19 protein-coding genes and 1 tRNA gene are annotated in these 26,267 nt (G+C 36.1%); 18 read left to right on the top strand and 2 right to left on the bottom strand.

Translation table 11 applies throughout. From position 1 onward, the window contains the following. Positions 1-42: 42 nt before the first annotated feature. The 12 genes from OVA16_RS01480 (at position 43) to OVA16_RS01425 (ending at position 19,009) form a co-directional block, all read left to right on the top strand. Entirely contained in the window at positions 43-1,872 is a 1,830-nt protein-coding gene (locus OVA16_RS01480; RefSeq protein ID WP_267763149.1) for a hypothetical protein, read from the top strand. Between the two features lie 523 nt (positions 1,873-2,395). Beyond that, positions 2,396-2,821 carry a hypothetical protein gene (locus OVA16_RS01475; RefSeq protein WP_267763148.1) on the top strand — a complete coding sequence of 142 codons (426 nt, stop codon included), beginning with the start codon at positions 2,396-2,398 and terminating at the stop codon, positions 2,819-2,821. 119 nt (positions 2,822-2,940) lie between these two features. Continuing rightward, positions 2,941-3,450 (top strand): hypothetical protein, encoded by a 510-nt coding sequence (locus tag OVA16_RS01470; RefSeq protein ID WP_267763147.1) that lies wholly within the window; start codon positions 2,941-2,943, stop codon positions 3,448-3,450. A 310-nt stretch (positions 3,451-3,760) separates the two neighbouring features. Beyond that, entirely contained in the window at positions 3,761-4,147 is a 387-nt protein-coding gene (locus OVA16_RS01465) for a hypothetical protein (RefSeq protein ID WP_267763146.1), read from the top strand. A gap of 9 nt (positions 4,148-4,156) precedes the next feature. After that, positions 4,157-4,669 carry a hypothetical protein gene (locus OVA16_RS01460; RefSeq protein ID WP_267763145.1) on the top strand — a complete coding sequence of 171 codons (513 nt, stop codon included), beginning with the start codon at positions 4,157-4,159 and terminating at the stop codon, positions 4,667-4,669. A 2-nt stretch (positions 4,670-4,671) separates the two neighbouring features. Then, positions 4,672-5,046, top strand: a complete 375-nt coding sequence (locus tag OVA16_RS01455) for a hypothetical protein (protein WP_267763144.1) — start codon at positions 4,672-4,674, stop codon at positions 5,044-5,046. A 573-nt stretch (positions 5,047-5,619) separates the two neighbouring features. After that, positions 5,620-8,445 (top strand): hypothetical protein, encoded by a 2,826-nt coding sequence (locus tag OVA16_RS01450; protein ID WP_267763143.1) that lies wholly within the window; start codon positions 5,620-5,622, stop codon positions 8,443-8,445. Next, positions 8,442-14,501 (top strand): DEAD/DEAH box helicase, encoded by a 6,060-nt coding sequence (locus tag OVA16_RS01445; RefSeq protein WP_267763142.1) that lies wholly within the window; start codon positions 8,442-8,444, stop codon positions 14,499-14,501. The genes OVA16_RS01450 and OVA16_RS01445 overlap by 4 nt, the downstream gene beginning before the upstream one ends. After that, entirely contained in the window at positions 14,498-15,571 is a 1,074-nt protein-coding gene (locus OVA16_RS01440) for a PD-(D/E)XK nuclease family protein (protein ID WP_267763141.1), read from the top strand. Before OVA16_RS01445 ends, OVA16_RS01440 begins: the two co-directional genes overlap by 4 nt. Then, complete coding sequence (locus OVA16_RS01435; RefSeq protein ID WP_267763140.1) at positions 15,564-16,682, top strand: DNA cytosine methyltransferase; 1,119 nt, start codon at positions 15,564-15,566, stop codon at positions 16,680-16,682. The genes OVA16_RS01440 and OVA16_RS01435 overlap by 8 nt, the downstream gene beginning before the upstream one ends. Before the next feature lie 697 nt (positions 16,683-17,379). Then, positions 17,380-18,222, top strand: a complete 843-nt coding sequence (locus OVA16_RS01430; protein WP_267763139.1) for a restriction endonuclease — start codon at positions 17,380-17,382, stop codon at positions 18,220-18,222. Between the two features lie 328 nt (positions 18,223-18,550). Further along, entirely contained in the window at positions 18,551-19,009 is a 459-nt protein-coding gene (locus OVA16_RS01425) for a JAB domain-containing protein (protein ID WP_267763138.1), read from the top strand. 224 nt (positions 19,010-19,233) lie between these two features. On the opposite strand, the gene OVA16_RS01420 is transcribed toward OVA16_RS01425, so the two are convergent. After that, a complete protein-coding gene (locus OVA16_RS01420; protein ID WP_267763137.1) occupies positions 19,234-20,175 on the bottom strand; it encodes a hypothetical protein in 942 nt (313 codons plus the stop codon). A gap of 289 nt (positions 20,176-20,464) precedes the next feature. Between OVA16_RS01420 and OVA16_RS01415 the strand changes: the two genes are divergently transcribed. Next, a tRNA-Phe gene (locus OVA16_RS01415) sits at positions 20,465-20,537 on the top strand. Positions 20,538-20,744: 207 nt separating this feature from the next. On the opposite strand, the gene OVA16_RS01410 is transcribed toward OVA16_RS01415, so the two are convergent. Beyond that, a complete protein-coding gene (locus tag OVA16_RS01410; RefSeq protein ID WP_267763136.1) occupies positions 20,745-21,314 on the bottom strand; it encodes a hypothetical protein in 570 nt (189 codons plus the stop codon). 724 nt (positions 21,315-22,038) lie between these two features. On the opposite strand from OVA16_RS01410, the gene OVA16_RS01405 reads away from it, so the two are divergent. The 5 genes from OVA16_RS01405 to OVA16_RS01385 all read left to right on the top strand — a co-directional run bounded on the left by OVA16_RS01405 (position 22,039) and on the right by OVA16_RS01385 (position 25,874). Beyond that, a complete protein-coding gene (locus tag OVA16_RS01405; protein ID WP_267763135.1) occupies positions 22,039-22,239 on the top strand; it encodes a hypothetical protein in 201 nt (66 codons plus the stop codon). A 175-nt stretch (positions 22,240-22,414) separates the two neighbouring features. Beyond that, entirely contained in the window at positions 22,415-23,467 is a 1,053-nt protein-coding gene (locus OVA16_RS01400) for a DUF5694 domain-containing protein (protein ID WP_267763134.1), read from the top strand. 211 nt (positions 23,468-23,678) lie between these two features. After that, positions 23,679-23,987 (top strand): helix-turn-helix domain-containing protein, encoded by a 309-nt coding sequence (locus OVA16_RS01395; RefSeq protein WP_267763133.1) that lies wholly within the window; start codon positions 23,679-23,681, stop codon positions 23,985-23,987. Continuing rightward, positions 23,984-25,216: a type II toxin-antitoxin system HipA family toxin gene (locus tag OVA16_RS01390; RefSeq protein WP_267763132.1), complete on the top strand. Its 1,233-nt coding sequence runs from the start codon at positions 23,984-23,986 to the stop codon at positions 25,214-25,216. Before OVA16_RS01395 ends, OVA16_RS01390 begins: the two co-directional genes overlap by 4 nt. A gap of 67 nt (positions 25,217-25,283) precedes the next feature. Then, positions 25,284-25,874: a hypothetical protein gene (locus tag OVA16_RS01385; RefSeq protein WP_267763131.1), complete on the top strand. Its 591-nt coding sequence runs from the start codon at positions 25,284-25,286 to the stop codon at positions 25,872-25,874. Positions 25,875-26,267 lie beyond the last annotated feature (393 nt).

The following is a 26,267-nucleotide window of genomic DNA, read 5'->3' as shown; positions in this document are numbered from 1 at the left end:
GATGGCAATAAACCTAAGTACAAATAAACCGATATAGGACAAATGAGAAAGCAACATATCAAAATAAAGAAAGACCAGTATATCGATACGGTCTTAAAACAGATAGAAACAAACAAAATCTATTCAAAACCTACTGGCTGTGGATTTACCACACTTGAATTAAAAGCTAATCGAAACAGCATAATCATTGAGCCTAACAAACCTGTAATACAGAACAAGAGAGATAAGATGAATGGTGGGAATAGGCATAATATGAAAGTTAGAGCCGTAATCGAAGGAGTTACAATAGAAGAGATAATGGATTACTTAAAATCCAATGTCGAGTTTAAAAAAATCATTAGCACACCAGAAAGTTTTTACAAAGTAATCGCTGCATTTACAAACTTAGGTAGGTTGGATGAATTGTACACTGATTACTTTATGTTAATAGATGAATGCGAGCGAGTTGTGCAGGACGTTGGCTATAGAACGGACATCATCATGCCAATGGAGCATTTCTTTAAGTTTAAAGGAAAGGCGATGGTTTCAGCAACACCTATTATACCATCAGATCCAAGGTTTGAAAAGTACAATTTTAGAATAGTGGAGATTAAGGAGGTTGGTTTTACAAAACAGCCAATCAACATTATATCTACAAACAATACCATACTTAGTTTTACAGAACTGGCGAAGAGAAATCCAAATGAGAAATTCTTTGTTTTTCTTAACTCTACCCACTCCATTCATACTATAATTGAATATATGAACATTCATAAAGAATGTGAGGTATTCTGTTCCGAAGATAGTAAAGGCAAATTGGAGGAAAACGATTTTAAGCAGGTGAAATGCTTAATAGATATTAAGGAGAAGTTTGCAAAGAAGTTTAATTTCTTTACATCTAGGTTTAATTCTGCCGTTGATATAGATGGGGTAAAAAACCCATTTGTAGTAATTTTAACAGATTGTTTTATGGCAGAACACACAATGGTTGATCCAGCAAGTGAGGTGGAGCAGATTATTGGAAGGTTTCGCAGACCGCAAAACGGAACGATAACACGTAGAGTGACACATATTACCAACTTCAATTCAAATCTTATTTCTTATACAAAAGAAGAAGTAATTGCTGATATCAAGAAGTTTGAGTTGCTGTACAACTACACGAAATCATTTATGGATAGCCTAACCACTTATAATGCGAGGCAGGTAATACAAGAGATGCTTGATAAATCTGTATTCTCTAAATACTTGGTTAATGGAGAGGTTAACTATTATATGATAGATAACGAAGTGTTCGAAAATCAGATTAAAGGTTATTATAAATCAGATATTGCTTTACTACAAGCCTATAGGGCGACAAGTAAGTTTAAGTGCCTTTTGCAAACTGAAAACTATCCCTTGAGCGATGAAATCAACGCTAACATTCGCGAAGCAAAGAAGAAGCTGAGACCTGTAATGGAGCTATTATTGCCAATCCTTAAAGAATTGCACGATAAAGAAGAGAGGGGCTTTGATTATCATCTTTCAATTGAGCTTTTGAAATCAAGGCATCGTACGGTATTTAAAGATTTGGAGGTAATTGGAATTGAAGGTGCTGCCGCTTTGGGTTTTGAATATAAACTAGTAATGCAACGCATAGCATCACTTAAAAAGAAAGCGGAGATATTTCCCATTATCACTGAACTAAACAAATATTTTAAGGTAGGTGGATTGTATACTTCTGCATTTATTAAGAATAAGTTAGACTACATATTTAGAAAAATGGGTAGGGCTGATTTGAAAGCGAGTATTCAAGAGCTAAAGAAATACTTTAAGTTAAGACAAATACGAGCGACAGACGGCAGAAGGAGAGGTACAAAATATCTGGTTGAGCAAGCGCTGCACAATGTGGACTAGTACATTTTCTGTATACCTTATTACCCCCTGTCTAATATTTGTGGTTTTGATACTTAAAATAAAGCAAACTTAAGTTTAGTCAATTTCTAGAGTTAAGGAAGGGTTCACAATAAAGAAAATGCATTAAAGTGGGGATGGTTAGCTGATTTAAAAAGCTTGCCTCCCCCTTCTTCGTTTATAAGGTACTACACTTAAAAACCACCCCTACCCAATTCATTTTAAATGCTTCACCTATTAAACCAGACACAGACAACGGTATTTTTAACTTTTAACTAAATGGCAATCTAGGTGCTATGATAATAAACACCACTTCCTAGCTAAACAGATTATGTCTGAGGGTAACCCAGAAAGGTAGGTCCAGTCAAACACCCCTCTGTTAGCCGATTTGGGAAGCTGATTATATATAGCGTTACCAATGACCAAAACAATTACATAAATCATTTCAGAACGATTAAAAAGAAGCTATGGGAGCAAGACAATTTGAAAAACCACATTGATTGACGAGGTGGAACGACCGGAACCAATGAAAGTTTACAAGTTCTGGCTTAGGGCACAGAAAGGTATCAACGACGAACAAAAACGATTGAACGAAGCTGTAGAAGCACTCTATTTCGCATTGCTCACTAGGTTGATACGCTATTACAAAACACTAGAAAATCCAACAGACAGGATTGTAATCGAGTGGGACAGGTACAGGGATGAATACAATGTAAGCGTGATGTACTCGTTCGTTACACCACACGCCTATTTCAGCTTAGAATGCAAAGGCACCAAACAATATGAGATGCAGTATTACATTGACGATACCATTCATACCGACGAAATCAGTAGGCTATTTAAAGGGCTGACTTTCTTTGACAGAAAGGTGCTCCGTACATTCAGTGAGCCATTCCCTGATTTCTTCCAAGCTGCTTTAAAGTGCCAGCAGCAACACATCCGTCAACTATAGGCAAATAGTGCCACAACAACCTGCCTATTTAAAAGGTACAGCACTTACAAGAAATCACTCAATTAACATGGGCATTCCAAACTAGGGATGCCTTTTTCATTTACACAAATCCATAAAACATGAGAACAAAAACACAAAGAAAAACAAAGCCAACTACGAGCTTTGTAATGGTAACGCCAGAACTACAAAGTACAAATGATGAAGTAATGAAGGCTTACACCAAAATGGTACAGAAAGCAACGGAACTGTTAACCAAGTTTGAAATGAAGAAATACCGTACCTACGTTGAAGTTGACCATACCAAAGACCCTCAAAACGTGAACTACATTAGTGAGTTTGTTTGTCATTTCTGGAATATCACCTTAACAAATGGCAAGGACGGCAGGAGTTACATCTTTCTGAACTACGACAGTAATTTCATTGAGAAATTCGGCTCAAATCTTACAAGCCAGTTGGTAAGGGAGGCTTACAAGGTGACAAACTCCGAATATGGCACTAATGGAATTGAATATGCACTAAAAGTGATGTTCGTTGACTATGACGTGCACAACTACTTCTTTAGATTGACATTCGAGGGAGAAACTGACACTATCAGCATCAATACGGTTGAAAGACCAGAAGCAGCATAATAAAATGGGTGCAGCAATGCGCCCATTTCCTTTTACTTTATATCTTTGTGTAAATCCATAGAAATATAGAAGAAAACTAGAATTACATATAATTAAGATATATAGCGTTAGCTATCAGTTCTTGCCTAAGAAATCTGGAAAATTTATAAGCACAAGGACAGATAAGTTCAACGCCTACGCGATAGCGTGGGCTTGACTTGTTTGTTGCGTGGGCTTTTCCAGAGCCTCTTAGGGCAGACATAGTTTAAGTTCCACGCTATTGTGTTTAATAAACAAGCAGGTTAGGGACGGTCTGTTTTATTTATATCAAATGAAGAAATTAGTCTTTCTAATCCCCCTTTTATGGGTGTCCATTTTAAATGCCCAAACCACACTCAAAATTACAGCTATCAACTCACCTGACGATGCCCTTTACAACCAATGGGCTGAAAAGTATCTAGGTAAGCAGATGAATATTACATTCTACGATAATAGCGTAAACTTCTCTGTTGGCAGCCTAACATCAAATTTGAGACTTGTTAGCAGTAACCTTTACTCCGCCGATTTAAGTAAATCTACGGGAGAGAAAGTTACTGGTACGCTATCTATATCGTCAACGCTTTCGGTAGTTACATCTGCCACATTTAAAATAACTATACAGGAGTTGAAAGGAAAGCAAAGAAGAACGTATGTACAAATGATTGGTAAACGATTTTAAGTAAAAGATATGAGAATAACACTAGTAATGTTGCTTCTTGCCACTTCAACAGCAACATTTGGGCAAACAAAATTTTTTAAGTACAACAAGAACATTGATGGTTATTGGGGTTCAGTTTGGTTAGATGCTATGGATTTTAACCAAGTAGTCATAACAGGTGGATATGATGAATTCGTTATACATCAAGCGGGAAAACATCCATCAGAATACATAATGAAAGTAACAATTAATCGGATGACCGTCGAGAAGGACAAGAAAAAGAAGAAAATTGTTATCAAGTCCAAGAACTGGTATGAATACTCGGGAACTGTAGAATATTTCTCATGGAAAGAAAATCCTGGCTTTAAGGATATAGTGAAGAGTTGGCCATTTGGTGCACTGAATGCATCATTCAAAGAAAGTAAGAACGCTATAACATATAAAGTGCCTGCAACAATCAAAATTGCTCCTTACATGGATAACCCCGAAGTTTACAATATATGGTTTGAAGGATACGGAATTGGGATAGATTTTAAAATGTGAATATGAAAATCACTTTAGAAGAGGTACGGGAACTGAAAGCAACGCTTGAAAAGTTGATGTTGTACGAAGGACACCCACGTTTGAGTAGTTATGATTTTCGTGTCATGCAACAGCTTAATAACATGGAATGCTATAAATCTTCTAATGAAGATTATGATGGAAGTGACCAAATGGGCATGCTGCGTGGTTCAATTGACAAATGCAGTCCAGAAGTAGTGGAACACTTGAAGCCATTTGTAGATAAGCATACCTACGTAGATACGGTGAATTATAAACTTAGTTTTTATGATAATGCTAAAGTAACTGTAGGTCTATTAGGCATCATCCTCTTGCCGATAGCGGTTGTTTACTTTGCCGTAAAGCTCATCTTCTTTTAATAACACTCCTAAAACTAATGTCCATTGCTCAAAAGGGGTGGCTTAAGCGAGCAATGGGTTAGTTTAGTCGCTGCATGGTGGTGCTACATCTGTACTGCCTTTTTATAAGGTAGTGCGTGCACTTTTCAGCCTGTAGTGCTTCGGTTTGGACAGTGCAAACCCGATTAGGTTAGGCGGTATTACGCAAGGCTCAGCCCTTCAAAAAACACACGCCTTCGCCTTACTTAGTCATGGTTTTTCTTTAGGTCTTCGGTTGCTTCATGAGCATTCCCTTATCTCCATCTAGGATTTGCTTCGCTTCATCCTGGATAGAGCTAATCATGCTCTACTTTTCAGCTCATCCGCAAATCGTCCATGCTGCGCTAACGCTTGTGTAAAACATAGCTACAACCCGTTGCAAGCAACTGTCTGTTGTAGCACATGGACTCTGTTCGCAGGCGGTGAGCAAAATGATTTGCAAATATCTAAACGAAGTGCTAGTTTAGAAGGATTAACCGCTTATAATCTTCAAAATAATCATATGTTTTTAACGCTTAACTCACGCTGCTAATTACTTCGCAGTACATAGATACCATGAAATACTTAGAATGGAATAACATTATATCCGCATACTTCTTCAATTCTGCAAATGCAGGAAAGGACATTTATTTGTATCTAACCAAAAATGATATTATTGGTTTAGGGAAAGCTTCTTTTGTCGAAGAAACAGAAGATGAGATTTGGACTGATTTTATCACTTCTGTTAAACGTGGTATTCCAGGTTCAAACGGAAATATTATTGCAAAAGCAAAATGTGCTCATTCTAAAAATAATCTCGTAGGAAGAACCAAACCTGATGGAACACCGGCAACAATAGAAGATATTCCTGTTTTGTATCCACCATTCATTTGCTATTTAGTATTTCTTGTGCTTCCATTGATTGAGGTTGTTGAAGGCAATTTCAGAACTACAAATTACTACGGGAAATTAAATGGTTTTTTATCAAATGATAGTAATTTAGGAACAAACGATTTCAGAAATAATCAAATAAATTGTTTATGGGAAGATTTAGCTGATTGGGCTAACGTAAAAAATAATGGTGATTTAGGGGTTTTCAATATAATTTCATTTACAAATGAAAATTGGATTTACGTTGGAAAAGTGTTTTCGCAATGTGTATTACCGCCAAAGTTTTTAACCCGTCTACCAGAATTATTTGAAGTTATTGGCTTAGTTCCTAATACCTTCTATGAAGACCTGTATTTACAAGAAAAAATCAAACATAGCAATAGAACGGATTTAATCCCTAAAAACACGTTAGGCTTTTTGAAAAATGGTGATGATTTGTCAAAGGCTATCATTCAAACCATACAACGCCAATATAAAAGATGGACAGGCGAAACACACGAAGAAATTGAAGAAGGGGCTACGCTACGAAAGAAACGGAATTACACAGTTGCCGCTTTGTTCCTTCAATTCAAAGTAAACACCAATGATGAAGAGATTAAGTTTTCGTACAGAATGTATTCTTCTAATGATTATCCGGAAGATTTGAAATTTGGTAATTACGAAAACCTGTATGAAATCAATGGTTGGTCGAAAACGCTTCTATATGAATTTAAGGAGGGACTTGAATTCAAAGACAACTTTAATAAATGGATTGCAAAATTTCCAGACCGTGATGTGAGATTATTTGTAAGTGCAGGAACACAGCAGTTAAGTAATGATTTTTGGATTGAAACAGACATTCTTTCCAAAACAGACAGAATGTACTTGTTATGCAAAAATGGAAAACAAAAAACAATAGAAGATTGGGGGAAAACATTTAGCAATGGGAATTTTAAAAAAGAAGATTTTAACGGCTTACCCGAAAATTATTCTTTGTTTTGGTTTCGTAACCCAACACAAGGTCTTTCTGAAATTTCAATTCTTACCCTATACGCGGAAAAACGGATTGAGTTGGCGGGCGGATTAAAAGTGAGTTTTAGAACGTATACTAATGACTTTTTGCCAGAAGTTGAAATTATCAATTCAGACGGCAATGAAAAAGTTTATTTGCAATACAAAGGAACTGACGAAAAAATATTTCTTTCTAAAAAAACATCACTAAACAATCGCTGGTTATTGCCAGAAAAAACGGCAATAAATGTCGATTTTTATATAAAAGTTGAAAATGAAAATTTTACAGGAAATGAACTTGCATACAATCTTGCTTCATCTTATAACACCGCGTTAAAAGTTGACGGTTCTAAATTGCCTAAACGAAATTCCTTTGGAAGAAACATTATAACTGACGCAGAGCAATATTGTTTAGGCAGCGACATTGTTAACCCTGCTAAATCTAGTAAAAGAGTTTTCTGCCCTTTAAGTTGGGTTTTTGCTTCAACAAATCAAGAAACTAAAACAACTATTTCAGCTGCTGTATTTAATAATCATAGCGGAAATAACCTTTGTAATTTTCTTTCTTTGAAAGGCACGCTTACAACTGAAGAATTTTTCAAGGCCTTTGAATTTTACTTTTCAAAAGAGTTTTCAATTACAGAGAATACAAATCTTACAAAAATAAAGCGAGCATCACTAAACTTTTATGATTTCATTGGAATACTTGACTACGACTATGAGACAAAGAGTATCGTTTTAAATCCACCTCAATTTATTTTTATTCCAACAACACATGGAAGGAAAGTTTTGCTGATTGGTGCAAGGGATATGGCATTGATAAAGGCTATCATTGAAAAATCGCCTACTCATCATTTGCAAGTTGAAATTACAAAGCAATTTTCTTCCAATGAAAGATTGCTCTTGCCTGATGTAATAACTATAAAAGCATTCGGAACTTCAAACGAAAACTACGGAGAAAGGAACTTAAAAGCATTTGCAGACGAATTGCAGATAAAATTTTCAAACGATTACTTTCCTCAATTAGCGCTTCAAGATTTTTCAGCAAACATTGCAGACTATGAAAGCACATTGAAAGAAACTAATGAAAACGATTATGGTTGGGCGAGGTATATTTTCAATCCAGAAACATTGAGATTTGAAAAAAGTGAAACTGAAAATTTTGATAAATCGTTTTCGTTACTTGAATACAAATTGAACGAATACACTTACCAACACAAACTTTGGAAAGATAACAAATGCTACCAAGTTGATTTGAATTGGGGCAGGTTTATAGCGTTAAAACATTTCGATAAAAATGAAATTCTGTTTGATAGCACAAGCCAAAAAGTTGCTATTCCTGTTTCAATGCCTTTGCCGAGATTATTATCAGAAGCCATTATGTTATTAAGTGGGAAAGCACCAGATTTCAAAGAAATAAATGGTAAAAAGTATAGAGTTTACGAAAATATAATTGGCATTTTCACTCAAAATTTATTCAAATTAAAATTAGGTCAAACAGCAATAAACACAACATTATGAAAGACCCAATTGGTTCGTTTGAAACCATAAAAGAAAATTTTATTCGCTATGTAAAAACGGCGTTCGGAACAAAGTTTGAAAGCGTTGAAAAAGAACGCTACGATTTGTTGAATTATGATAAAGTGCTTTACCGTAAACCTTGGATAGAACCTTTGCCAGACTATGTTTCAAGTGGCAAAAAAATAAACGATTTAACGGCAGAAGATTTAGGAAATACTTTGAGCGAAGCTGAAACAAATACTTTCAAAGGACTTGTAAATACAGGTCTTGTAGGAAATTTTCCTTTGCATTCGCATCAAGCAGAAATGTTGAAAGAAGCTCTACTTGGAAACAACTGTATTATTACTTCGGGCACAGGTTCGGGAAAAACAGAATCATTCTTACTTCCCTTATTTGCACAGCTTTCAAAAGAACTCGCAAATTGGCAAGAACCAAATCAAAAGCCTGCAAGTATAAACACTTGGTGGAAAGAAAACGGTGGACTAACACCAACACAAATTGTTAATACTTCAAACTTTACTTTAAGTAATGCTGTACGACAACGCCAACACGAGACAAGAAAAGCCGGAGTTAGAGCCTTAATACTTTATCCAATGAATGCTTTGGTTGAAGACCAAATGAGCCGTTTGCGTAAAGCGTTGGATTCTGACGACACGAGAGATTGGCTAAATGCAAATACAAACGGAAATTCAATTTATTTTGGAAGATACAACGGTAGTTCGCCTGTTGCCGGAGAGTTGAAAAAAGTAAAAGAGGACGGAACACTTGCAATCAACACAAGAAAAATAAATCAACTCAAAGAACAATTACAACAAATTGAAAATAATTCAAACCGTGTAGAACAATATATTCAACAAACACGAAAATCAGGAAGTGAAGCAAAAGATTTAAAATCATTTTTTCAACGTTTAGACGGTGCTGAAATGCGTAGCCGTTTTGATATGCAAGTAGCGCCACCGGACATTATGATTACCAACTATTCAATGTTGAGCATAATGTTAATGCGAGATATTGACAAAGGAATTTTTGAAGAAACAAAACAATGGTTAGAAGAAAGTGAAAACAATATTTTCCACTTAATCATTGACGAATTACACTTGTATAGAGGAACACAAGGAACAGAAGTTGCATATTTGATTAAACTTGCGCTTAATCGGTTAGGATTAAATCCTAATCACCAACAGTTGCGCATTCTTGCTTCAAGTGCTTCATTGGAAGCAAAAGAAGACACGAAAGAAGGACAAGAAAGTAAGCAATTTTTGAAAGACTTTTTTGGAACAGAAAAGCCGTTCAAAATCATTGAAGGAAAAAACAATCCGGTTAATGCGTTTCCAGAAAATGGAGCGAAGCTTCCAATCGAGCCTTTCAAGAAAATCGCAGAAAAATTTTCAGAAATAAAAGGAAACATTGAAGACACGAATTTCGTTTCAACTTGCGAAGTAGCAGGAACACAACTTGCAGCGGATTTTAACATTCCACAAACTGGAAACGGAATCTCAAAATTACTTTCAGTAATTACTAATCCAAACTTTCAACTAAAAGAACGGTTATTCTCTCCCTGTCAAGATTACAAAGCGGTTTGTTCTATTCAAACAAATGGGGATGATGCAAACGGAAAATATTTTGCTGAAACAATTTTTAAAACAACCAGCAACAAAAAAGATTTAGAGAACGCTTTACGCGGGTTGCTGATAATACGAGCAATATTAGATGAACGGGAATTCGAAGCGATTGCAAAAACAATTCCTGACGATAGAAAATTACCACGTTTTAGATTTCACTATTTCTTTAGAAACATTGAAGGTATTTGGGCATCTGTAAAACCCGATGATGTTGATACAAATTACAGGGACAGTGAACGAACAACAGGAAAAATCTACTCTACCACACGAATAAATTCTGAAAAAGGAAACCGTGTTTTGGAATTACTCTATTGTGATAATTGCGGAACAACATTGTTTGGGGGTAGCCGATTAGTAACAAGAAATGAATCGGGAAATAATTCATTTGAAATGCTACCGATTAGTCCAAACATTGAAGGCATTCCTGAAAAAACGCCTGCAAAATTAGTTGAAAAACGAAGTTATCAAGAATACTCCGTATTTTGGGCTTGTGGCAACCAACAATATACGCCACACGATGCTGAAGCAGGAATTCCACAAGTTGGATGGAGACAACCAACAATGAACGGATTCAATCAAACTGATTTTCTTGCAGATTGGATTCCTGCTTCGTTAAACTGTATTTCAGGCGACATTGATAACTCACATAACAAAGCAGATGATAAACCTGAACAATGGATAAAAGGATACTACTTCATAATAACCAACAATTCAAATCGTGATATTGCTTTACCTGATGCAAATGGAAACATTTCTACAATTGAAACACATAAAGCGTTGCCAAGTGTTTGCCCGAGTTGTGGTGTAAATCATCAAAAGAGAAGACAAGATTGGAACAAAAGCAAAACTTCTTCTATTCGTGGTTTCAGAACTGGTTTCGCCAAAACTACACAAATGTTTGCAAAGGAATTGATGTATCAACTTCCGAACAACGAAGCAGAAAGAAAGTTAATTGTTTTTTCTGATAGCCGTGAGGATGCAGCACAAATTGCAAACGGAATTGAACGCAATCACTTTTCTGATTTAATGCGTGAAATTTTAGTCAAAGAATTACATTCAAACTTGATGTTCCGCTTTCAAATTTTAGATTCATTTGACAAAGCCAATACAACAAAACAACAAGAATTAAAAGAGCAATCACAAACAATTTTTGATGAAATTGAATTCTTGGTTGAAAATTCAGTATACACAGGAACAAATGCGAATCGTTTAAGAGAAAGACAAGAAGCAGAAATAAAGTTGAACGAAATCCGTTCGCTGACTTTAAATGTAAGAAGTTTAGTTCACATCACAAATTCACTCAATCTTGCACCAATTATAAAACACTTTGTTAGTTTAGGAATAAATCCGGGTGGTAATGATATTTCACTTCAAACAAGATTGTTGAACAATAATTTTGTTCCTTGGTATGACCTTATTGATTTTACCAATTTTCAATGGGCAGATGGTGCAAACCAAGATTATATCGAAGCATTGAAAGAAGGTTCATTTGATGGACTTACTGCAATGTTTTTCGGTACGTTGTTTTATTCGTTTGAATCTTCCGCATTGGGATATGTGAGTATCAATCCCGAATTGCAAATTATTACAGACCAAGCAAATGCTGTTGCAATTCCCAAAATTGAATTTTTACAAATTGTAAATTCTACAATCCGAATTTTAGGCGACAAATACAAGCACAACAAAGTTGAAGATGCTAGCCCGTTCAACTTCACACAATATAACGATTTCCCAGGGCAAGTAAAAAAGTACATTCATGCTGTTGAAACAAGATATTCAAAAAATCAAAACGAAATTGGAGAAGCTGTTTTCAATACACTTTCAACAAGCAGTTTATTAAGAGGCGATACGGGTATTCAAATTGAAAATCTTTTTATCAAAGTTGCATGCCTAACGGATTCAATTTGGACAAGTCAAAGAGGAAGCCGACCACACTTGCATTTTAGCGGTGGAATTTGCACACATTCTGTTACAGAATTGCAACAACAAGCGGACAGAATTTGTGATGATGTTTGGAAAGAAAATTATCTTTCATACAACGCTATAAAACAACAACGTCCACCAATTCGTCTGCATTGTGAAGAACTCACTGGGCAAACAGACGACCAGTTTGAAAGGCAAAGACATTTTAGAAATGTCATCTTACCAAGTGAAAACGAAAATAACTCTTCTAATTTTGAATTATTCAAAAAAGTAAAAACGATTGACTTATTAAGCGTAACAACAACACTTGAAGTTGGTGTTGATATTGGAGCATTACAAGCCGTAATGTTGGGAAATATGCCACCGCAACGTTTTAACTATCAACAAAGAGTTGGTCGAGCAGGACGAAGAGGACAAGCGTATTCTGTAATCTTGACCTTTTGCAGAGGCAGAAGTCACGATGAATTTTACTTTGCTAATCCTCAAAAAATAACCGGCGATGCACCACCGACACCTTTCCTAACAATGGGTCAAGAAAGAATTTTTAGACGTTTGCTTGCAAAAGAAATTTTACGCAGAGCATACGTTGAAAAAGAAATTGATATCACTTCTGACGACAAATCAAGTGTTCATGGAGAATTTGGTTCAGTTGATAGTTGGACAATTTATAAACCTGAAATTGCTACTTGGATAAATGAAAATAAAACAGCAGTTGAACAAACTGTTGATGCTTTGCTTACATCTCAATTGCAAACCAAAAGAGATGAATTTGTAAATTGGATTACAGATGTTGAAAACGGATTACTCAAAAAAGCACAAAATATAATTGAAGAAGAAGAAATTGCATCAAATGACATTTCTGAAAAATTTGCCGAAGGTGGGATTTTGCCAATGTTTGGAATGCCGACCACAGTTAAGAACTTGTATCATGGTATAAACAGAAAACCCGAATCTCTTTCAATTGATAGAGCACAATCAATGGCAATTTATGAATTTGCACCGGGTGCACAGAAAACAAAAGATAAAGCAATTCATCAAGTAATTGGTTTTACAAGTGATTTTATCAATGTTCACAATGGAATTAAAAACGCTGACACAGCCAATCAACTTCCCTTTTCGCTTAACCGTTGGTTTGTGCGTTGTAGGGCTTGTGGATTTTTTGAAACGTATTCGGAAGAACGAAAAGCAGAATTGGAAAGTCAAAGTCAATTTGATGTTTGTCCAAATTGTGGTGAAAACAATCCGAAAAAATATCAACCGCCATTTAAACTGAAATCGCCAAGAGCATACAGAACAAATCTTTCAGCCGGAAGCGACACAAAAGATGATTCTGAATTTTTGCTTTCACGTCCGCCAATTTTTGCAGAGAAAACCGGTTCAGCAAACGTAGAAACTATAAGTAACGCTTCAATTTCTATTTCTGATAATGATGTTACTTGGCGTGTGAATACAAATTCTGATAATTTTTTTAAAGGACGACTTTACAATACAAATAACCGCTTTCCTTTTAATTCAAATGGATATTGGTTCAATAACCAATGGTTATTAAATGACTTTGCAACAAATGTCCGTGATGAAAATGGATATTCTATGCTTGTTCAACAAATCGCAACAAGTGCAGACGAGCAAATTGCGTTAGCTAGCAATAAAAACACGGAAATTTTCCGAATTGCACCAACAAACGTTCCGTATGAACTTGACTTGAATATGTTTTTTAGCGAAACAGATTTGCCACACGTCAAAGCACAAAGTAACGGAGTGCGTTCCGGTTATTATTCCGCAGCATTTTTGCTTCAAAGAATTTTAGCAGACAAACTTGACGTTGACCCAACAGAAATTGAAATTGCTGATATTTCAATGAAAGAACTTGAAGATGGAAGAAGAATTGCCGAAATTATCTTGACTGATGAATTACAAAACGGTTCGGGCTTCGTAAGATATTTATACAACAATCTTGCAAACATTCTTTCAGAATCCATAAATCCAAGCAATGCGAATAGTTATTTGGGGAAAATTCATTCGCAAACTCATCAAGAAAAATGTGATGATGCTTGCTATGATTGTTTGAAAGTGTTCCGAAATATGAATTATCATAGTTTGCTTGATTGGCGTTTAGGCTTATCAATGCTTCGTGTAATGAATGATTCAACTTATGTTTGCGGTGCGGACGGAAATTTCAACTTTGTTGAATTGCAGAATTGGTCTGCATTTGCTAAAAAGCTATGCGATTCATTTTATTCCTCTTTTTATTCAAATTCTCAAACGGCAGAAATAGTAGAAATAAAAGGTATGCCAATCATCAAGTTTGGTGGTAAAAACAAACGCAATGTGATAATGATTGTCCACCCATTTTGGAATATGAGAAATTTCACAGAAGCAAATTGGTTAGCGGAAATTTACAATGAAATAAAAGAACATACAGAAAGTAACGAAGGAAAAATTAGCATAATTGATACTTTTAACTTGCATCGCAGACCAGGTTGGTGTTATGAAAAATTAATAGAGAGATGATGAATAAAATTGGAGAAATAAATTTTAAGGAAATCAAACGTATTTCGCCAAGCCAATTTTATTCGATGAAAAATTGTGCTTACAAATCATTATTAGCAGAAGCGTTTGACAAAAAGCCGTTACTTCCGCTTTCGCCAAATGCGTATTTCGGAACTGTGTTGCACAAAATGCTTGAACTGATTGTAAAAGGAATTCTAAAAGGAGAAGACGATTTTAACGCAGAATTTGACAGACAAGTAAAGGCACTTGAAGAAGATTTAAAACAAAAAGGTTTTGGATTTTTTGTACCGCTAAAAGTTAAGTTGAAAAATTTTGGATTAAAGAAAATTCAACTAAAAAAGCATTTGAGAAGCGAATCCGAAAAAACAACAAGTTTAGGTAACATCAAATTTCATTCTGAAAAATGGTTTGAATCGCAAGACAAATTAATTTGTGGTAAAGTTGATTTAGTGATTGAAAACGAAAACGAAATAGAAATTTTGGACTTCAAAACCGGTGCAATCATACAAGATTGCTTAGATGATGAAGGCGAAATCTATTCAGACGTAAAGAACGAATACAAAGAACAACTTAAAATTTATGCTCAATTGTACTTTGAAAATACAAGCAAGTTTCCAACGGCTTTAAGTTTAGTTGATTTAGCTAAGCAAAAATTTCCAGTTGAGTTTTCAGAACAAGAATGTAAATCGCTCTTTGATGAAGCGAAAAGCCTTTTAAAGGCTACTAATGATTGCATACACACAAAATTATTTTCAGCAAATCCAAAACAAGAAAATTGCAAGTATTGTCTTTACAGACCGGCTTGTTCATTCTTTCATAAGGAACTTGAAACAGATTTTTCTTTCAACGATGTGTTTGGTGAAGTTACAAACGTAAAGAAGTTTCAGAACGGCAATGTGAGTGTGTTTTTGCAAAACGGAAATAAGAATTTAATCATTAAAAATTTTTCTTCGGAAAAATTTGACAAACTGGGTAATCACAAGAACAAACAAATTAGAATTTACAATGTGAGAAAGGAAGCAACAGAATTTGTTTATTCTGCGGCTGACACGACAATAATTTATGAGTAAAAATATAAGAAATAAAATCCCTGTCCTATCTTTCTATTCGGGCGGAGGTTTTATGGATATGGGCTTTGAAAAAGCAGGTTTTGAAATTGTGTGGACAAATGAATTTGATGAAACATTTGCAAAACTTCATGCTGCTGGAATAACTTCATGGAGAAAGTCAATTGGAAATGCAACAGAAGCAGAAATATTCAACACCAAATCAATAACTGAAATATCATCTGAAGAAATAGTTAATGAGGCGTTTCCGAATGGTAAACCACGTGATTTTGGTATGATTGGCGGACCTCCTTGTCAAGATTTTAGTATAAACGGAAAACTTAAAGGGTTTAGTGGAGAAAGAGGAAAATTAACAGTTATTTATTTTAATAAAATACTTGAGTTATTACCCTCTTTTTTTGTCATGGAAAATGTCACTGGTTTAGTTAGGAGAAAAGAAACAAATGACTTTTTGAATAAGCTGTTGAAAAGAATTAAAAGAAAGTATAATGTAGACTCTAAAATACTTAATTCTCTAAACTACGGAGTTCCACAAAATAGAGAAAGAGTTTTTTTTATTGGCGTAAGAAAAGATTTATTAAAAAGAAAAATCAAGTCAAATTGGTTTCCATTTCCTGTAAATGAGCAAAATAATGATGTCATTAAAAAATACGGTTGGGCTGATAAAACTCCTTTTGGAGAAACTCCAATTAGACCTTTAAATTTAAAAATAGAATTGTGTGTTGAGAGTTGCTTAGTAGCACCAGAAAGCGAATTAAAAATTTATAATGCAAATGAGTATTTCCCTCTTAGAACTAATTTAAATAAGCTACTCAATATACAAGAAGGTGAAACAAATAGACCTTCTTTTAAACGTTTACATAGATACAGGTATAGTCCAACCGCTTGTTATGGAAATAACGAAGTCCATCTGCATCCCTATCAAAACAGAAGACTATCGGTTAGAGAGGCTTTGAGAATACAAGGCGTTCCAGAAGGCTATATTTTACCTAGTGAGCTATCGATGTCAAAAAAATTTAAAATGATTGGAAATGGAGTTCCTGTACCTCTTGCCGAAGCTATTGCAACTGCCCTAAAAAACTTCTTGGATAAAATCAGTGAAATGAAAAAATAATCCTATGATAGATATGTGTTTCAAATATTCGAGTTTCATTATTTTTCTTACTAGTGTTCTATCTTTGTTTCTAAAGAGCTTACCGATTGCGTATCTCAAGAATCTTTAGCTTATAAAGAGTTAATAACAAATTAAATTCACTCATCTTTATCATTTTCATAACACACCTTTTTCATACTCTATAACCCCCTTCTAACATTCTTGGATTTAACGCTTCTACAGTAGCAAACTGTAGTTTGAAGTCAATTTCTGTGTTAATGTAGCTTGGTTTTGAAGAAAATAGATTGAACGTACCACCTTATAAACAGAAAGGCGTAAGAGTATTTTTTATCATTAAAAAGTAGAAGTCAATCCTGCTTGTTTAAAAGGTAATTAGCTTACTTTCAAAGCAAAAATACAAGGTTAAACTGTGCTTCCAATCGCTAAACCTCAGCTGACCACTTTTTTTAACCTTATATACACCCCCTCTAACATTCACGGTTTTCATACCTCTATTATAACAGATTGCATTTTAAAGGCTAGTTGGCAGAAAGGAGCAGTCAACTTTTAGTAAAATCGCTTTAATTGACGCTCATTATTTGGTGATAAGAAATGATAAAATCCAAAAATCTGTACAACCCCATTAAATAGAGGTATATGACAAAATCTTGGATGAATGATCATTAATTTATACCTTCCATTATTAAACTAATGTAAATTGAAAACTGATAAAGATTGGCAAGCCTACGAGCAAGTCACAAAATACATTTATGAAGCTCTCGGACGCTTAAATGGCGTGGAGATACTTGGATGTGGCAACGACTGTAGAAGAAAAGGTAAATCTGGAAGCCAATATCAAATTGACGTATTAACGCAGACGACCAGCAAGGATAAATCCTTCCTTACAGCAATTGAATGTAAATACGTTAGTAAAAAAGTCGGAAGAGAGGTAGTAATGAAGTTGAGTGCATTGCTTGACGATACCGGTATTGAAAAAGGCATTGTCGTTTCAAAGAATGGTTTTACTAAAGAAGCTCTTAAATATGCTGAACATAAAAGCATTAGGCTGGTTGAACTTGACAATCACAAAAAATATGAAGTAAATAAGAATGTCATCAATATTGCGGAGATCACATTAAACTTAAACGTAGAGATTACTAGACCAGAAATATTGTGCTTGAAAGTGGATGATATAGAGCTCAAGCCCGCTTCTACCTTTTTAGGACCATTTTGGTATGGTCAAATCCAGACTAAAAGTAATTCACCCATTGCATTGCAAAATTATATCGATGATTTTAGGAGAGAGTTGGGCAGATTAGATCTAATTGACAAAGTGAAATATAAAGATATTGATTTTCCTGAGGGTTCGTTGTTTAAAGAAAACCAAGAAGTTAACGCTAAAGTAGTAACTAAGTTGTCAATATCAGGGGTGCTTACCTCAAATAAAGAGGTGCATATCCGTGAAATAACACTTGTCGACAAAATAAGGATGATAATGAAAAATATCTTCGAACAAGAAATGTTTGCTATAACGCAACATGGAGCTATAGATAGAATTTAAAAAAGTGAGTAATAAGCGGATATCCAAAAACCTTTCTACCCCCCTTAAGTAAACGCAATTGATTAAATATTGGATAGATTGATAGGTAGATGTTTATTGCTTCTTGTCTGTTTAAAAGGTAGATAGCATAAATAGAATTAATAAAGGGGGAAGTTAATCTATCCATTAATACATTACTCAAAGATAAGCTTATCCAACCAACACGCCTAAAGAAATTCCGCCATAAACCCGCAACTCCAACCGCACAGTCCATTTATTGCGTTGCTTCTTTGCTTAGTTGGTTAGAAAGCTTGCTCTGGTTCCATTCATTAATTTAAAATACATTAACATGGAACAGAAAGAACTATTCAAGGTTGCTGAGGTGCAACTTAGTTACAAGCCACACTTTAAAGCACAAGAACGTCCAAAGATTACGAGCTCTAAGCAAGCCTATGACATCTTAATTAGCAATTGGGATGCAAACCTTATCAATTACATTGAACAGGCTAAAATGATACTCCTTAACCGTAATAACAGGGTACTCGGAATTGTAGACTTATCTACAGGCGGTGGAGGCTCAACAGTGATGGATGCTAGAGTGATATTTGCCACTGCATTAAAAGCAACTGCTACAAGTTTGATAGTTGCACACAACCATCCAAGTGGAAATACACGACCATCGAGTGAAGATATTAGGATTACGGAGAAGCTGAAGCAGGCAGGTAAACTATTAGAGATTGAAGTGCACGACCACTTGATTGTGACTGAAAATGGCTACTTTAGCATGGCTGAAGAGGGAATGATGTAAATAGGGGAGCATTAGCTCCCCATTCATTTTAAAGTTCGGGCAGTACATCCCTTAAGCGCTCATCGTTAATCTCACCCAGCCCTCGGAGATAATTAAGTGTAACTATCATATTGGAATGCTGTAAAAGCTGTTGTAAGATATGCAGGTCTTTGGTCTTACGGTAAACGTTAACGGCAGCCGTATGCCTAAATGAGTAGATAGTGTGCCCTTTTTCTATCAAACCCTTATCTAACCATCTTTTCTTTTGCCCTAGACCATTGGGTGTTTAAATAACTTTCGTTATAGGTATGAAGGCTGCCGCTTAACAGGTTGCATTCGGGACTATTCATTTTATCTAAACGGCTCTTAAGCTGTTCCTTGATATATTCTGGTACAACGGATGTTCTTACCCGCCTGCTTTTGTTTTCGGATGATGCAAGTACAATCTTGTTTAGGTCAGCATCAACATGCTTTTTCTTTAGTAACCTTATTTCTTGATGCGGACGTAGGAAACAACCATAGGTAAGTAGGCAGCATAAGTGAAGATTTGGATAGTGTTCTTCCAAATAATTTAAAGCATTCTTAAGTTGTTTCTTACTGTACACCTCATGAAGCTTCGCTACCCTTTTCATTGGTCTGGTGTTCTTGATTGGGTTTTCGGTAAGTAGTTTCTTTCTTACAAGCTCGGAGAAGAATACGTTTGTAGTTTTGCGTTTGCCCATGTAATACGTTCCAGAGCTCTTGAATTGATTTAGAAATCCCTCCACATCAATTTCCTTTATCTCAGATGTGTTGGTGTCTAGCAGTTTAGAAGGTAAATAATTAAAAAGTGCAGCACCTACACTCTCTAAATCTCGTTTATAGAGCCTGCTAAGGTTGGAGCTAAGCTTTTCATTTAAAACGTCCGTAATGGCTTGTTTTAAAGATACTGAGGCTTTGGTTTCGTTTTGCTTTATTTTAACCAGTTCTAATGGTAGCCAACCATTTTCAATGGCTTTTGTAGCTTCGTAAGCTAACTGCTTTAACGAGCTTAATCTTTCTTGGTAGGTTTTAAGTGTATTTGGATGAATATCCAAGCTGAACTTCTTACCGCAGTACTTTTTGTACCTTTTTCCATTTAGATAGAAATAAATAAATCCTCTTTTACTTAAATCTTGTGATACTGAAATTTTGACTTCTGTGAACATCTCTGTCTCCTTTGCTGTCTCCCAAAAGGTAAAAGAGGCAAAAAGAGGTCCTAAAGCGGCGTTAGACGCTTTAGGGCGCAGCACTGAAAATCCTTGTGTCGCTGGTTCGATCCCAGCAGGCACCACTTCCACAAACCTCGAAGTAAATTCGGGGTTTTTTTATGTTCATTTTTTTCAATGCGTAGCTTATTGTCTTGGAAAGCTAAAATAGCTACTCGCTTTAATCGAAAGAAATCAATAAAATTTTACTTTTAGAAAAAAGAAGTTACATTTGCATTGCCAATCGGGAGGTGCCTTAGCTCAGTAGGTAGAGCAAAGGACTGAAAATCCTTGTGTCGCTGGTTCGATCCCAGCAGGCACCACTTCCACAAACCCCGAAGTAAATTCGGGGTTTTTTGTTTTTATTCCCTTATTTCGTAAGCAGAGGAAAAGCTTTGATACATGTATCAACTTATGATTTAGAGCGTTGAGCTGAGGTATTAAGTATTCGTAGTTTTTATTGGATTAAATTTCGGCTGCTCATACGCAAAAAAAACATCCCCGATGCTAGCTCGGGGATGAAATTCATACTAAATAGCCACTGTTTCTACTGCTATGTTACCAGGGGTATCCTTGGCTTCGGCAATGATTTTGGTACCGAGCAAACTGCTATTTAAGACGGTGGCTTCATAGATCCAATCGAGGTTGTTTGCACTTAATATAGCCATGCCGCTTTCTAGCAAGGTATCGGTAGTATCATAAATGCTTACTTTCACTTCCGTAACTCTAAAGTTGTCGATAGCCCTTACCCTGATCTGGTTACCGATTTGACCTTGGTAGTTATTAGTATCAATTAAAGTGATTTCTGGGGATTTGCAGTAATCTGCCAAGGCTAGGTTGTATACTGATAGGCCCGGTTTGGCAAAAGCCTGATAGTCTTCGGTTAGCATTGGATTGCCGATGACGCCCTTTGCGTAGGCCACCGCTTCCCTAAACCTTTGCTTTACCTCTATTTGTTTTGCCGTGTACACAGGATTGTCTGGTCGTTTTGGTCTTTTGGCGATTACCGTTTGGTTGTTTCCAAAATTTTTGAACACCACTAGGTTGCCCACCCTGCCGCGGGCACCAAACATTACTTCGTTGTTTTCTGACTTTGCCATCTTCTTTCTGTTTTTAAATGTGATTAATAATTAAAATTTACACTCTTTGTTTACCGGTAGTTAGTGCTTGAGGGTAAAGTTGGGTAGAAGAAAATTAGGGCATGGCGGGTTTGGCGGTTTTAGGCGCATTTGGTTTTCTTTTGCGCTATTTGTGCGTTTTTGTCGGAATTGGCGTTTTTGGGGTGCTGTTCCACCGTCGGTCTACCGTCGGTCCTACGTTGTTGCTACGTTTGGGATTGATATTTCAAATAAAAAGCCAGCACACGGTCTTTCCTGCCCTCGTGCCGGGCATTGGCAGGTACTTTTTTCCGCAAAAAGTACCCAAAAACTCTCGGCTGCGCCCTTTGCTTTAAAGTTGGTGCTAAAGCAATTGCATCTATACCGCAAAGGCCAAGGCCGATTTGAGTGACTTTATTGGCTTTTACTTGGGCTTGAGATCTCACATAGCCCAACCGTTTATGTTATTTGAGCAGAAAATTTACGTTTTGTATTATTTTTTCTGGCGATTAGCTCAAATTTGAGTTGGCAAATTTATACTGTTTCGAGTTTTTTATTGCCAAACTGTAAACGTGGTTTGCAATGTCCATTACGAAATTGGCAGTGGCTGTTCGGCAAGGCTTTAAAATTTGCTAAAAGCTAGGTGTTTCTTTGTAACTATTTGTATATGAGTTAAATTTGTATTATCGAATTAACAATTACCTTTTACCGATGAAGCATCTTAATTATGAGTAAACCTTTACATCGTTTATTTTTTTATACTGCCGACCTTAAGTTGATTACAGGTAAGAGCGAGCGTACTTGTCAGCGCATTTTGCAATTGATTAGGGATTGCCACGGCTTGCACAAACGCCAGCCCATTACTGTTTTTCAGGCCTGCGATTACTTGGGGATATCTTTGGAGAAGTTGTTGCCGTTTTTGAGGTAGTGTGGTTTTAGTCTTGGATAGCTTTCGCTATAATTAGCAATCAAATAATGCGCTCTTAAACTTCGTAAACGTCTATTATTCTAGCTATATTAGCTGGAAAGGTTGTACATGCTTGTAATTAAATTAGTGGTAATTACACAGCAACAGTAACAACAACAAATAAAACTGACGTAAAATGAAATATCCTTTCCTTCTATTTTTCTTCTTAACTTTTAAGCTATACGCACAAAAGGTAGAGGTGTTGTTAATAGGTGTATCCCATAATTATAGCAAATCGGCTAAACAAGATATCTCCGCTATTGAAAGCAAAATCAGGAAATTTAAGCCGACAGCCTTTTTCGGGGAGTTCTTAAGTAAGGAAGATGAGCAGCATTTAATGGATTATTGGTGTAAAGAAGAAAACATCAAACGCCTCGAAACACTTAGGAAAAACAGAAATATAACTTCCGATAAGCTTCCGAATGTGCTTGATAGTTTACAAAAATTATCGCTAAAAAACCCGAACAATTATTACCTGAAAACTGATTTGGCACATGCCTATTATCTTAATCAAGATGTTTCAAATGGTCATTTTCAGTTTTGGCAAGTTTTTAAGCGCTTACAACAAATGCCCAATATTGAACTTGAAAACTATGTAAATAAGGCGCTTAGTCCGCAATTGGACGTGAAAGGGCGAAGTATGAACAGGCTTAAAACTTCTGAATATGACCTTATTGCTTTCCCATTGATGCTGGAAATGAAAATCCAGGAATTACAACCTATGGATTGTCAAGATTACGATTTGAACTGGTCGGCATCTGCATTGGCGTTCTACAATAAATTTGAAGCTTTCAAAAAAGATACTACCGCGAGTTATGCAGCCGAATTAAAAAAGATTTTAAAAAGATGGGATAAGGGGATTGAGAAATATTTAACTATGGATAAGCATTCAGAAAACCTAACCGAATGGCTAAATACCGATGAAGCGGCGGTAATTTTATCGGCGGGAGACTTCTATTTTCCAGATTTGTATGAACTAAAAGACTTCCCAAAAGAAGAAATGCTTTCGAAAATACATTGGTGGATGATGCGAAATAAAGGAATGTGTGAAAATGTAGTTAATAGTGCTAAAAGTTTAAAAGCCGAAAAAGTAGTTGTTATTGTTGGAGCCAGCCATAGAAAGTATATGCAAGATATATTCAACACCATGCCAAATGTAAGGGTGAGAAATATTAATGAATTTAATTAAGGACAAGTAATCTCGCATTGATTCTTGTGCCAGACAAAAGTTCATATTAGAAAATTACAGGAAGGATATGGTTCAACTTTTATCTGTCCTAAGGGCGGATGTAAACTATTGTAAAGAACGCCAACCAAAGTATAGCATATTTAATTGAATTTTTCGTAATTTTATAACACTATAATATTAGTTAACCTCAAATTAAGCAATAACTAATAAAATGATATCACTTATATCTCCTTCAAAAGCACAATTAAAAGTTGCAGATAATGTTAGATCAAGACGTTTAGCAATGGAATTGACACAAGAGGGGCTGGCAGAGCGCTCAGGCGTTCCCTTGCCTACATTACGGAAGTTTGAACAGAAAGGTTCTATATCTTTAGAATCCTTCTTTAAACTTCTGATGGTGGTTGGGGGTATAGACGAAATGGTTAACGCCCTAAAACCATCAAAGCCAAATTTCAACTCGATAGATGATGTTTTAAAAGATTTGAATAGTAATTCACGAAAAAGGGGACGCAGAAAATGAGCGCTCCGTTAGCTGAAGTAAAAGTCAGTCTTGATTTCGGTTCAGGAATTGAAGCTGTTGGACGAATGGCCATGCGTAATCGGATTATTTATTTTGAGTATGATGATGCTTTTATTCAAAAAGGAATTGAAATATCACCGTTCCGATTGCCACTTCAAAAGGGCGTACTTGAATTTCCTAGATATCCCTTTGAAGGATTAGCTGGAGTATTCAGCGATAGTTTGCCGGACGGTTGGGGGCGATTGCTTTTCGATCGCCTGCTGAGGTCGCAAGGTATTCTCCCAGCAACTATCTCCCCGCTAGATCGTTTAGCGCATGTTGGACTATCTGGTATGGGCGCACTGGTCTATGAGCCAGATCATAGCCCATCCGATAATCAGGAAACGATTGATCTAGATCATCTAGCCTTGCAAACGGAGGAAGTGTTACAAGGCACTTCAGACGAAATGTTAGAGGAGTTATTGGCTTTAAACGGATCTTCTGCAGGTGCCCGTCCAAAAGCCCTTATTGCTGTCAGCGACGATCGTAAACAAATTGTACATGATACTGAACAACTTCAAGAAGGATTTGAGCCTTGGTTGGTAAAGTTTCCTAATACACAAGATGGCCAGGATGCTGGTGCTATTGAATACGTTTATGCACTCATGGCAAAAGAAGCCGGCGTGATGATGCCAGACGTACATTTGTTCTCTTCTCAAAAAGGCGCTGGCTTTTTTGCCGTTAAACGATTTGATCGAGAGGGCAACAACCGACTACACATGCATACGGCAAGCGGACTATTGCATAGCGATTTTAGAGCACCTTCCCTTGATTACGAAGATTTGCTGAATTTAACCTGCGCATTGACTAAAGACATACGTGAAGTTGAAAAAATGTATCGCTTAGCCGTGTTCAATGTGTTGGCACATAATAGAGATGACCATGCTAAGAACTTCAGTTTTTTGATGGATGAGAACGGAGCATGGAAACTCGCCCCCGGATACGACCTCACTTTCTCCAGCGGAATGAATGCGGAACAAAGCACCTCAGTGATGGGAGAAGGTAGACATCCCAAAATCAGCCATTTGGTAAAGCTTGGCAAGGAAGCTAAATTAGACAAAAATTTAGTCGAGCAAATTATTGAGCAGACGGTAAGTTCTTTAGATCAATGGACGACTTTGGCGAAAACATACGATGTCGCAAAAACAAATATCTTGTTGATTGAAAAAGCTATCGCCAGCAACAAATAGATTGTTTTGTACAAAGTGTAACGGAAGTGCTTCTATTTCCTGTCTTTCATAAATACCCAAACCGTTAATGGCAAGTTTAGACAACCACAACCAAACGACAGAAACATTGACAACAATTAATGATGACATACTAAAAATTGCGAACCAAGCCTGCTTAAAAATATTAGCGGACGACAAACTGGTGGAAATAAAACACAAATTTCGCTTTGGAGATAAATCAAACTTAGGTGTGATGTTCTTCTTTTTTGGTGGTCTGTTTCTTGTCATTGCTCCTTTCATTAAAACATCTGATACGACAACAAAAATTACGGCAATTGTTTTAGGACTTTTATTGGTCGTGTTCGCGTTATTTACAGTAATTAAGCAAGTTGTAGATGGACTTCAAATCAATGAGCACATCATCACGTTTCGACACAATCTTAAACAAACAACCATTCCTTTGAGTGGCAACCTGAAAGTGAAAATGAAAACAGAAGTAATGGAAATAAAACGTGCTGGAACTTTAGGTACTGACTTTATAATTGTTACTCATTATCTTCAAGACCATCATATTGAAACTCCAATTTTGAAATTTCAAATGGACAAGGCAAATGCAGACAACGCAAAGATATTAGGCAACGAACTTACAAAAATTATAAATGCAAAATTTACAAAATAATTGAGCTAAAAATAGCGAGCGGAGAAGAAAACCAGCCTCTAGCACTTACAGGATGATGCGAAACAAAGAAATGTGTGAAAGCTGTAAGTTTAAAAGCCGAAAAAGTAATTGTTATTTGGAGCCAGCCATAGAAAGTATATGCAAGATATATTTAACACGATGCCGAATGTAAGGTTGAGAAATATTAATGAGTTTTAATAACATTCCCTTCTGTTTTAAGCATTCGCTTTTCGGCGATCACTTAAGCTACAAAATGGAAAGCTAAGTCTTTTGGTCTGCCAAGTAATAAGTAAGAGGCACACGCGAAACTCGTGCGCCAGCGGGGTTATCAGTGCTACCCGAAAAATAGGAGACCGAAAATTAGCGGAACGGAGATTTGAGAGGCTATCGCTA

Source organism: Pedobacter sp. SL55, from assembly GCF_026625705.1.
Lineage (GTDB): Bacteria > Bacteroidota > Bacteroidia > Sphingobacteriales > Sphingobacteriaceae > Pedobacter.
The sequence above is the reverse complement of the archived record's forward strand: the minus strand, read 5'-3'. Positions and strand labels throughout refer to the sequence as shown.

What these genes read in the sequence shown, in the direction of transcription:
- OVA16_RS01480 (WP_267763149.1), top strand. Translation starts at nt 43, where the DNA reads ATGAGAAAGCAACATATCAAAATAAAGAAAGACCAGTATATCGATACG.
- OVA16_RS01475 (WP_267763148.1), top strand. Translation starts at nt 2,396, where the DNA reads ATGAAAGTTTACAAGTTCTGGCTTAGGGCACAGAAAGGTATCAACGAC.
- OVA16_RS01470 (WP_267763147.1), top strand. Translation starts at nt 2,941, where the DNA reads ATGAGAACAAAAACACAAAGAAAAACAAAGCCAACTACGAGCTTTGTA.
- OVA16_RS01465 (WP_267763146.1), top strand. Translation starts at nt 3,761, where the DNA reads ATGAAGAAATTAGTCTTTCTAATCCCCCTTTTATGGGTGTCCATTTTA.
- OVA16_RS01460 (WP_267763145.1), top strand. Translation starts at nt 4,157, where the DNA reads ATGAGAATAACACTAGTAATGTTGCTTCTTGCCACTTCAACAGCAACA.
- OVA16_RS01455 (WP_267763144.1), top strand. Translation starts at nt 4,672, where the DNA reads ATGAAAATCACTTTAGAAGAGGTACGGGAACTGAAAGCAACGCTTGAA.
- OVA16_RS01450 (WP_267763143.1), top strand. Translation starts at nt 5,620, where the DNA reads ATGAAATACTTAGAATGGAATAACATTATATCCGCATACTTCTTCAAT.
- OVA16_RS01445 (WP_267763142.1), top strand. Translation starts at nt 8,442, where the DNA reads ATGAAAGACCCAATTGGTTCGTTTGAAACCATAAAAGAAAATTTTATT.
- OVA16_RS01440 (WP_267763141.1), top strand. Translation starts at nt 14,498, where the DNA reads ATGATGAATAAAATTGGAGAAATAAATTTTAAGGAAATCAAACGTATT.
- OVA16_RS01435 (WP_267763140.1), top strand. Translation starts at nt 15,564, where the DNA reads ATGAGTAAAAATATAAGAAATAAAATCCCTGTCCTATCTTTCTATTCG.
- OVA16_RS01425 (WP_267763138.1), top strand. Translation starts at nt 18,551, where the DNA reads ATGGAACAGAAAGAACTATTCAAGGTTGCTGAGGTGCAACTTAGTTAC.
- OVA16_RS01420 (WP_267763137.1), bottom strand. Translation starts at nt 20,175, where the DNA reads ATGTTCACAGAAGTCAAAATTTCAGTATCACAAGATTTAAGTAAAAGA.
- OVA16_RS01410 (WP_267763136.1), bottom strand. Translation starts at nt 21,314, where the DNA reads ATGGCAAAGTCAGAAAACAACGAAGTAATGTTTGGTGCCCGCGGCAGG.
- OVA16_RS01405 (WP_267763135.1), top strand. Translation starts at nt 22,039, where the DNA reads ATGAGTAAACCTTTACATCGTTTATTTTTTTATACTGCCGACCTTAAG.
- OVA16_RS01400 (WP_267763134.1), top strand. Translation starts at nt 22,415, where the DNA reads ATGAAATATCCTTTCCTTCTATTTTTCTTCTTAACTTTTAAGCTATAC.
- OVA16_RS01395 (WP_267763133.1), top strand. Translation starts at nt 23,679, where the DNA reads ATGATATCACTTATATCTCCTTCAAAAGCACAATTAAAAGTTGCAGAT.
- OVA16_RS01390 (WP_267763132.1), top strand. Translation starts at nt 23,984, where the DNA reads ATGAGCGCTCCGTTAGCTGAAGTAAAAGTCAGTCTTGATTTCGGTTCA.
- OVA16_RS01385 (WP_267763131.1), top strand. Translation starts at nt 25,284, where the DNA reads ATGGCAAGTTTAGACAACCACAACCAAACGACAGAAACATTGACAACA.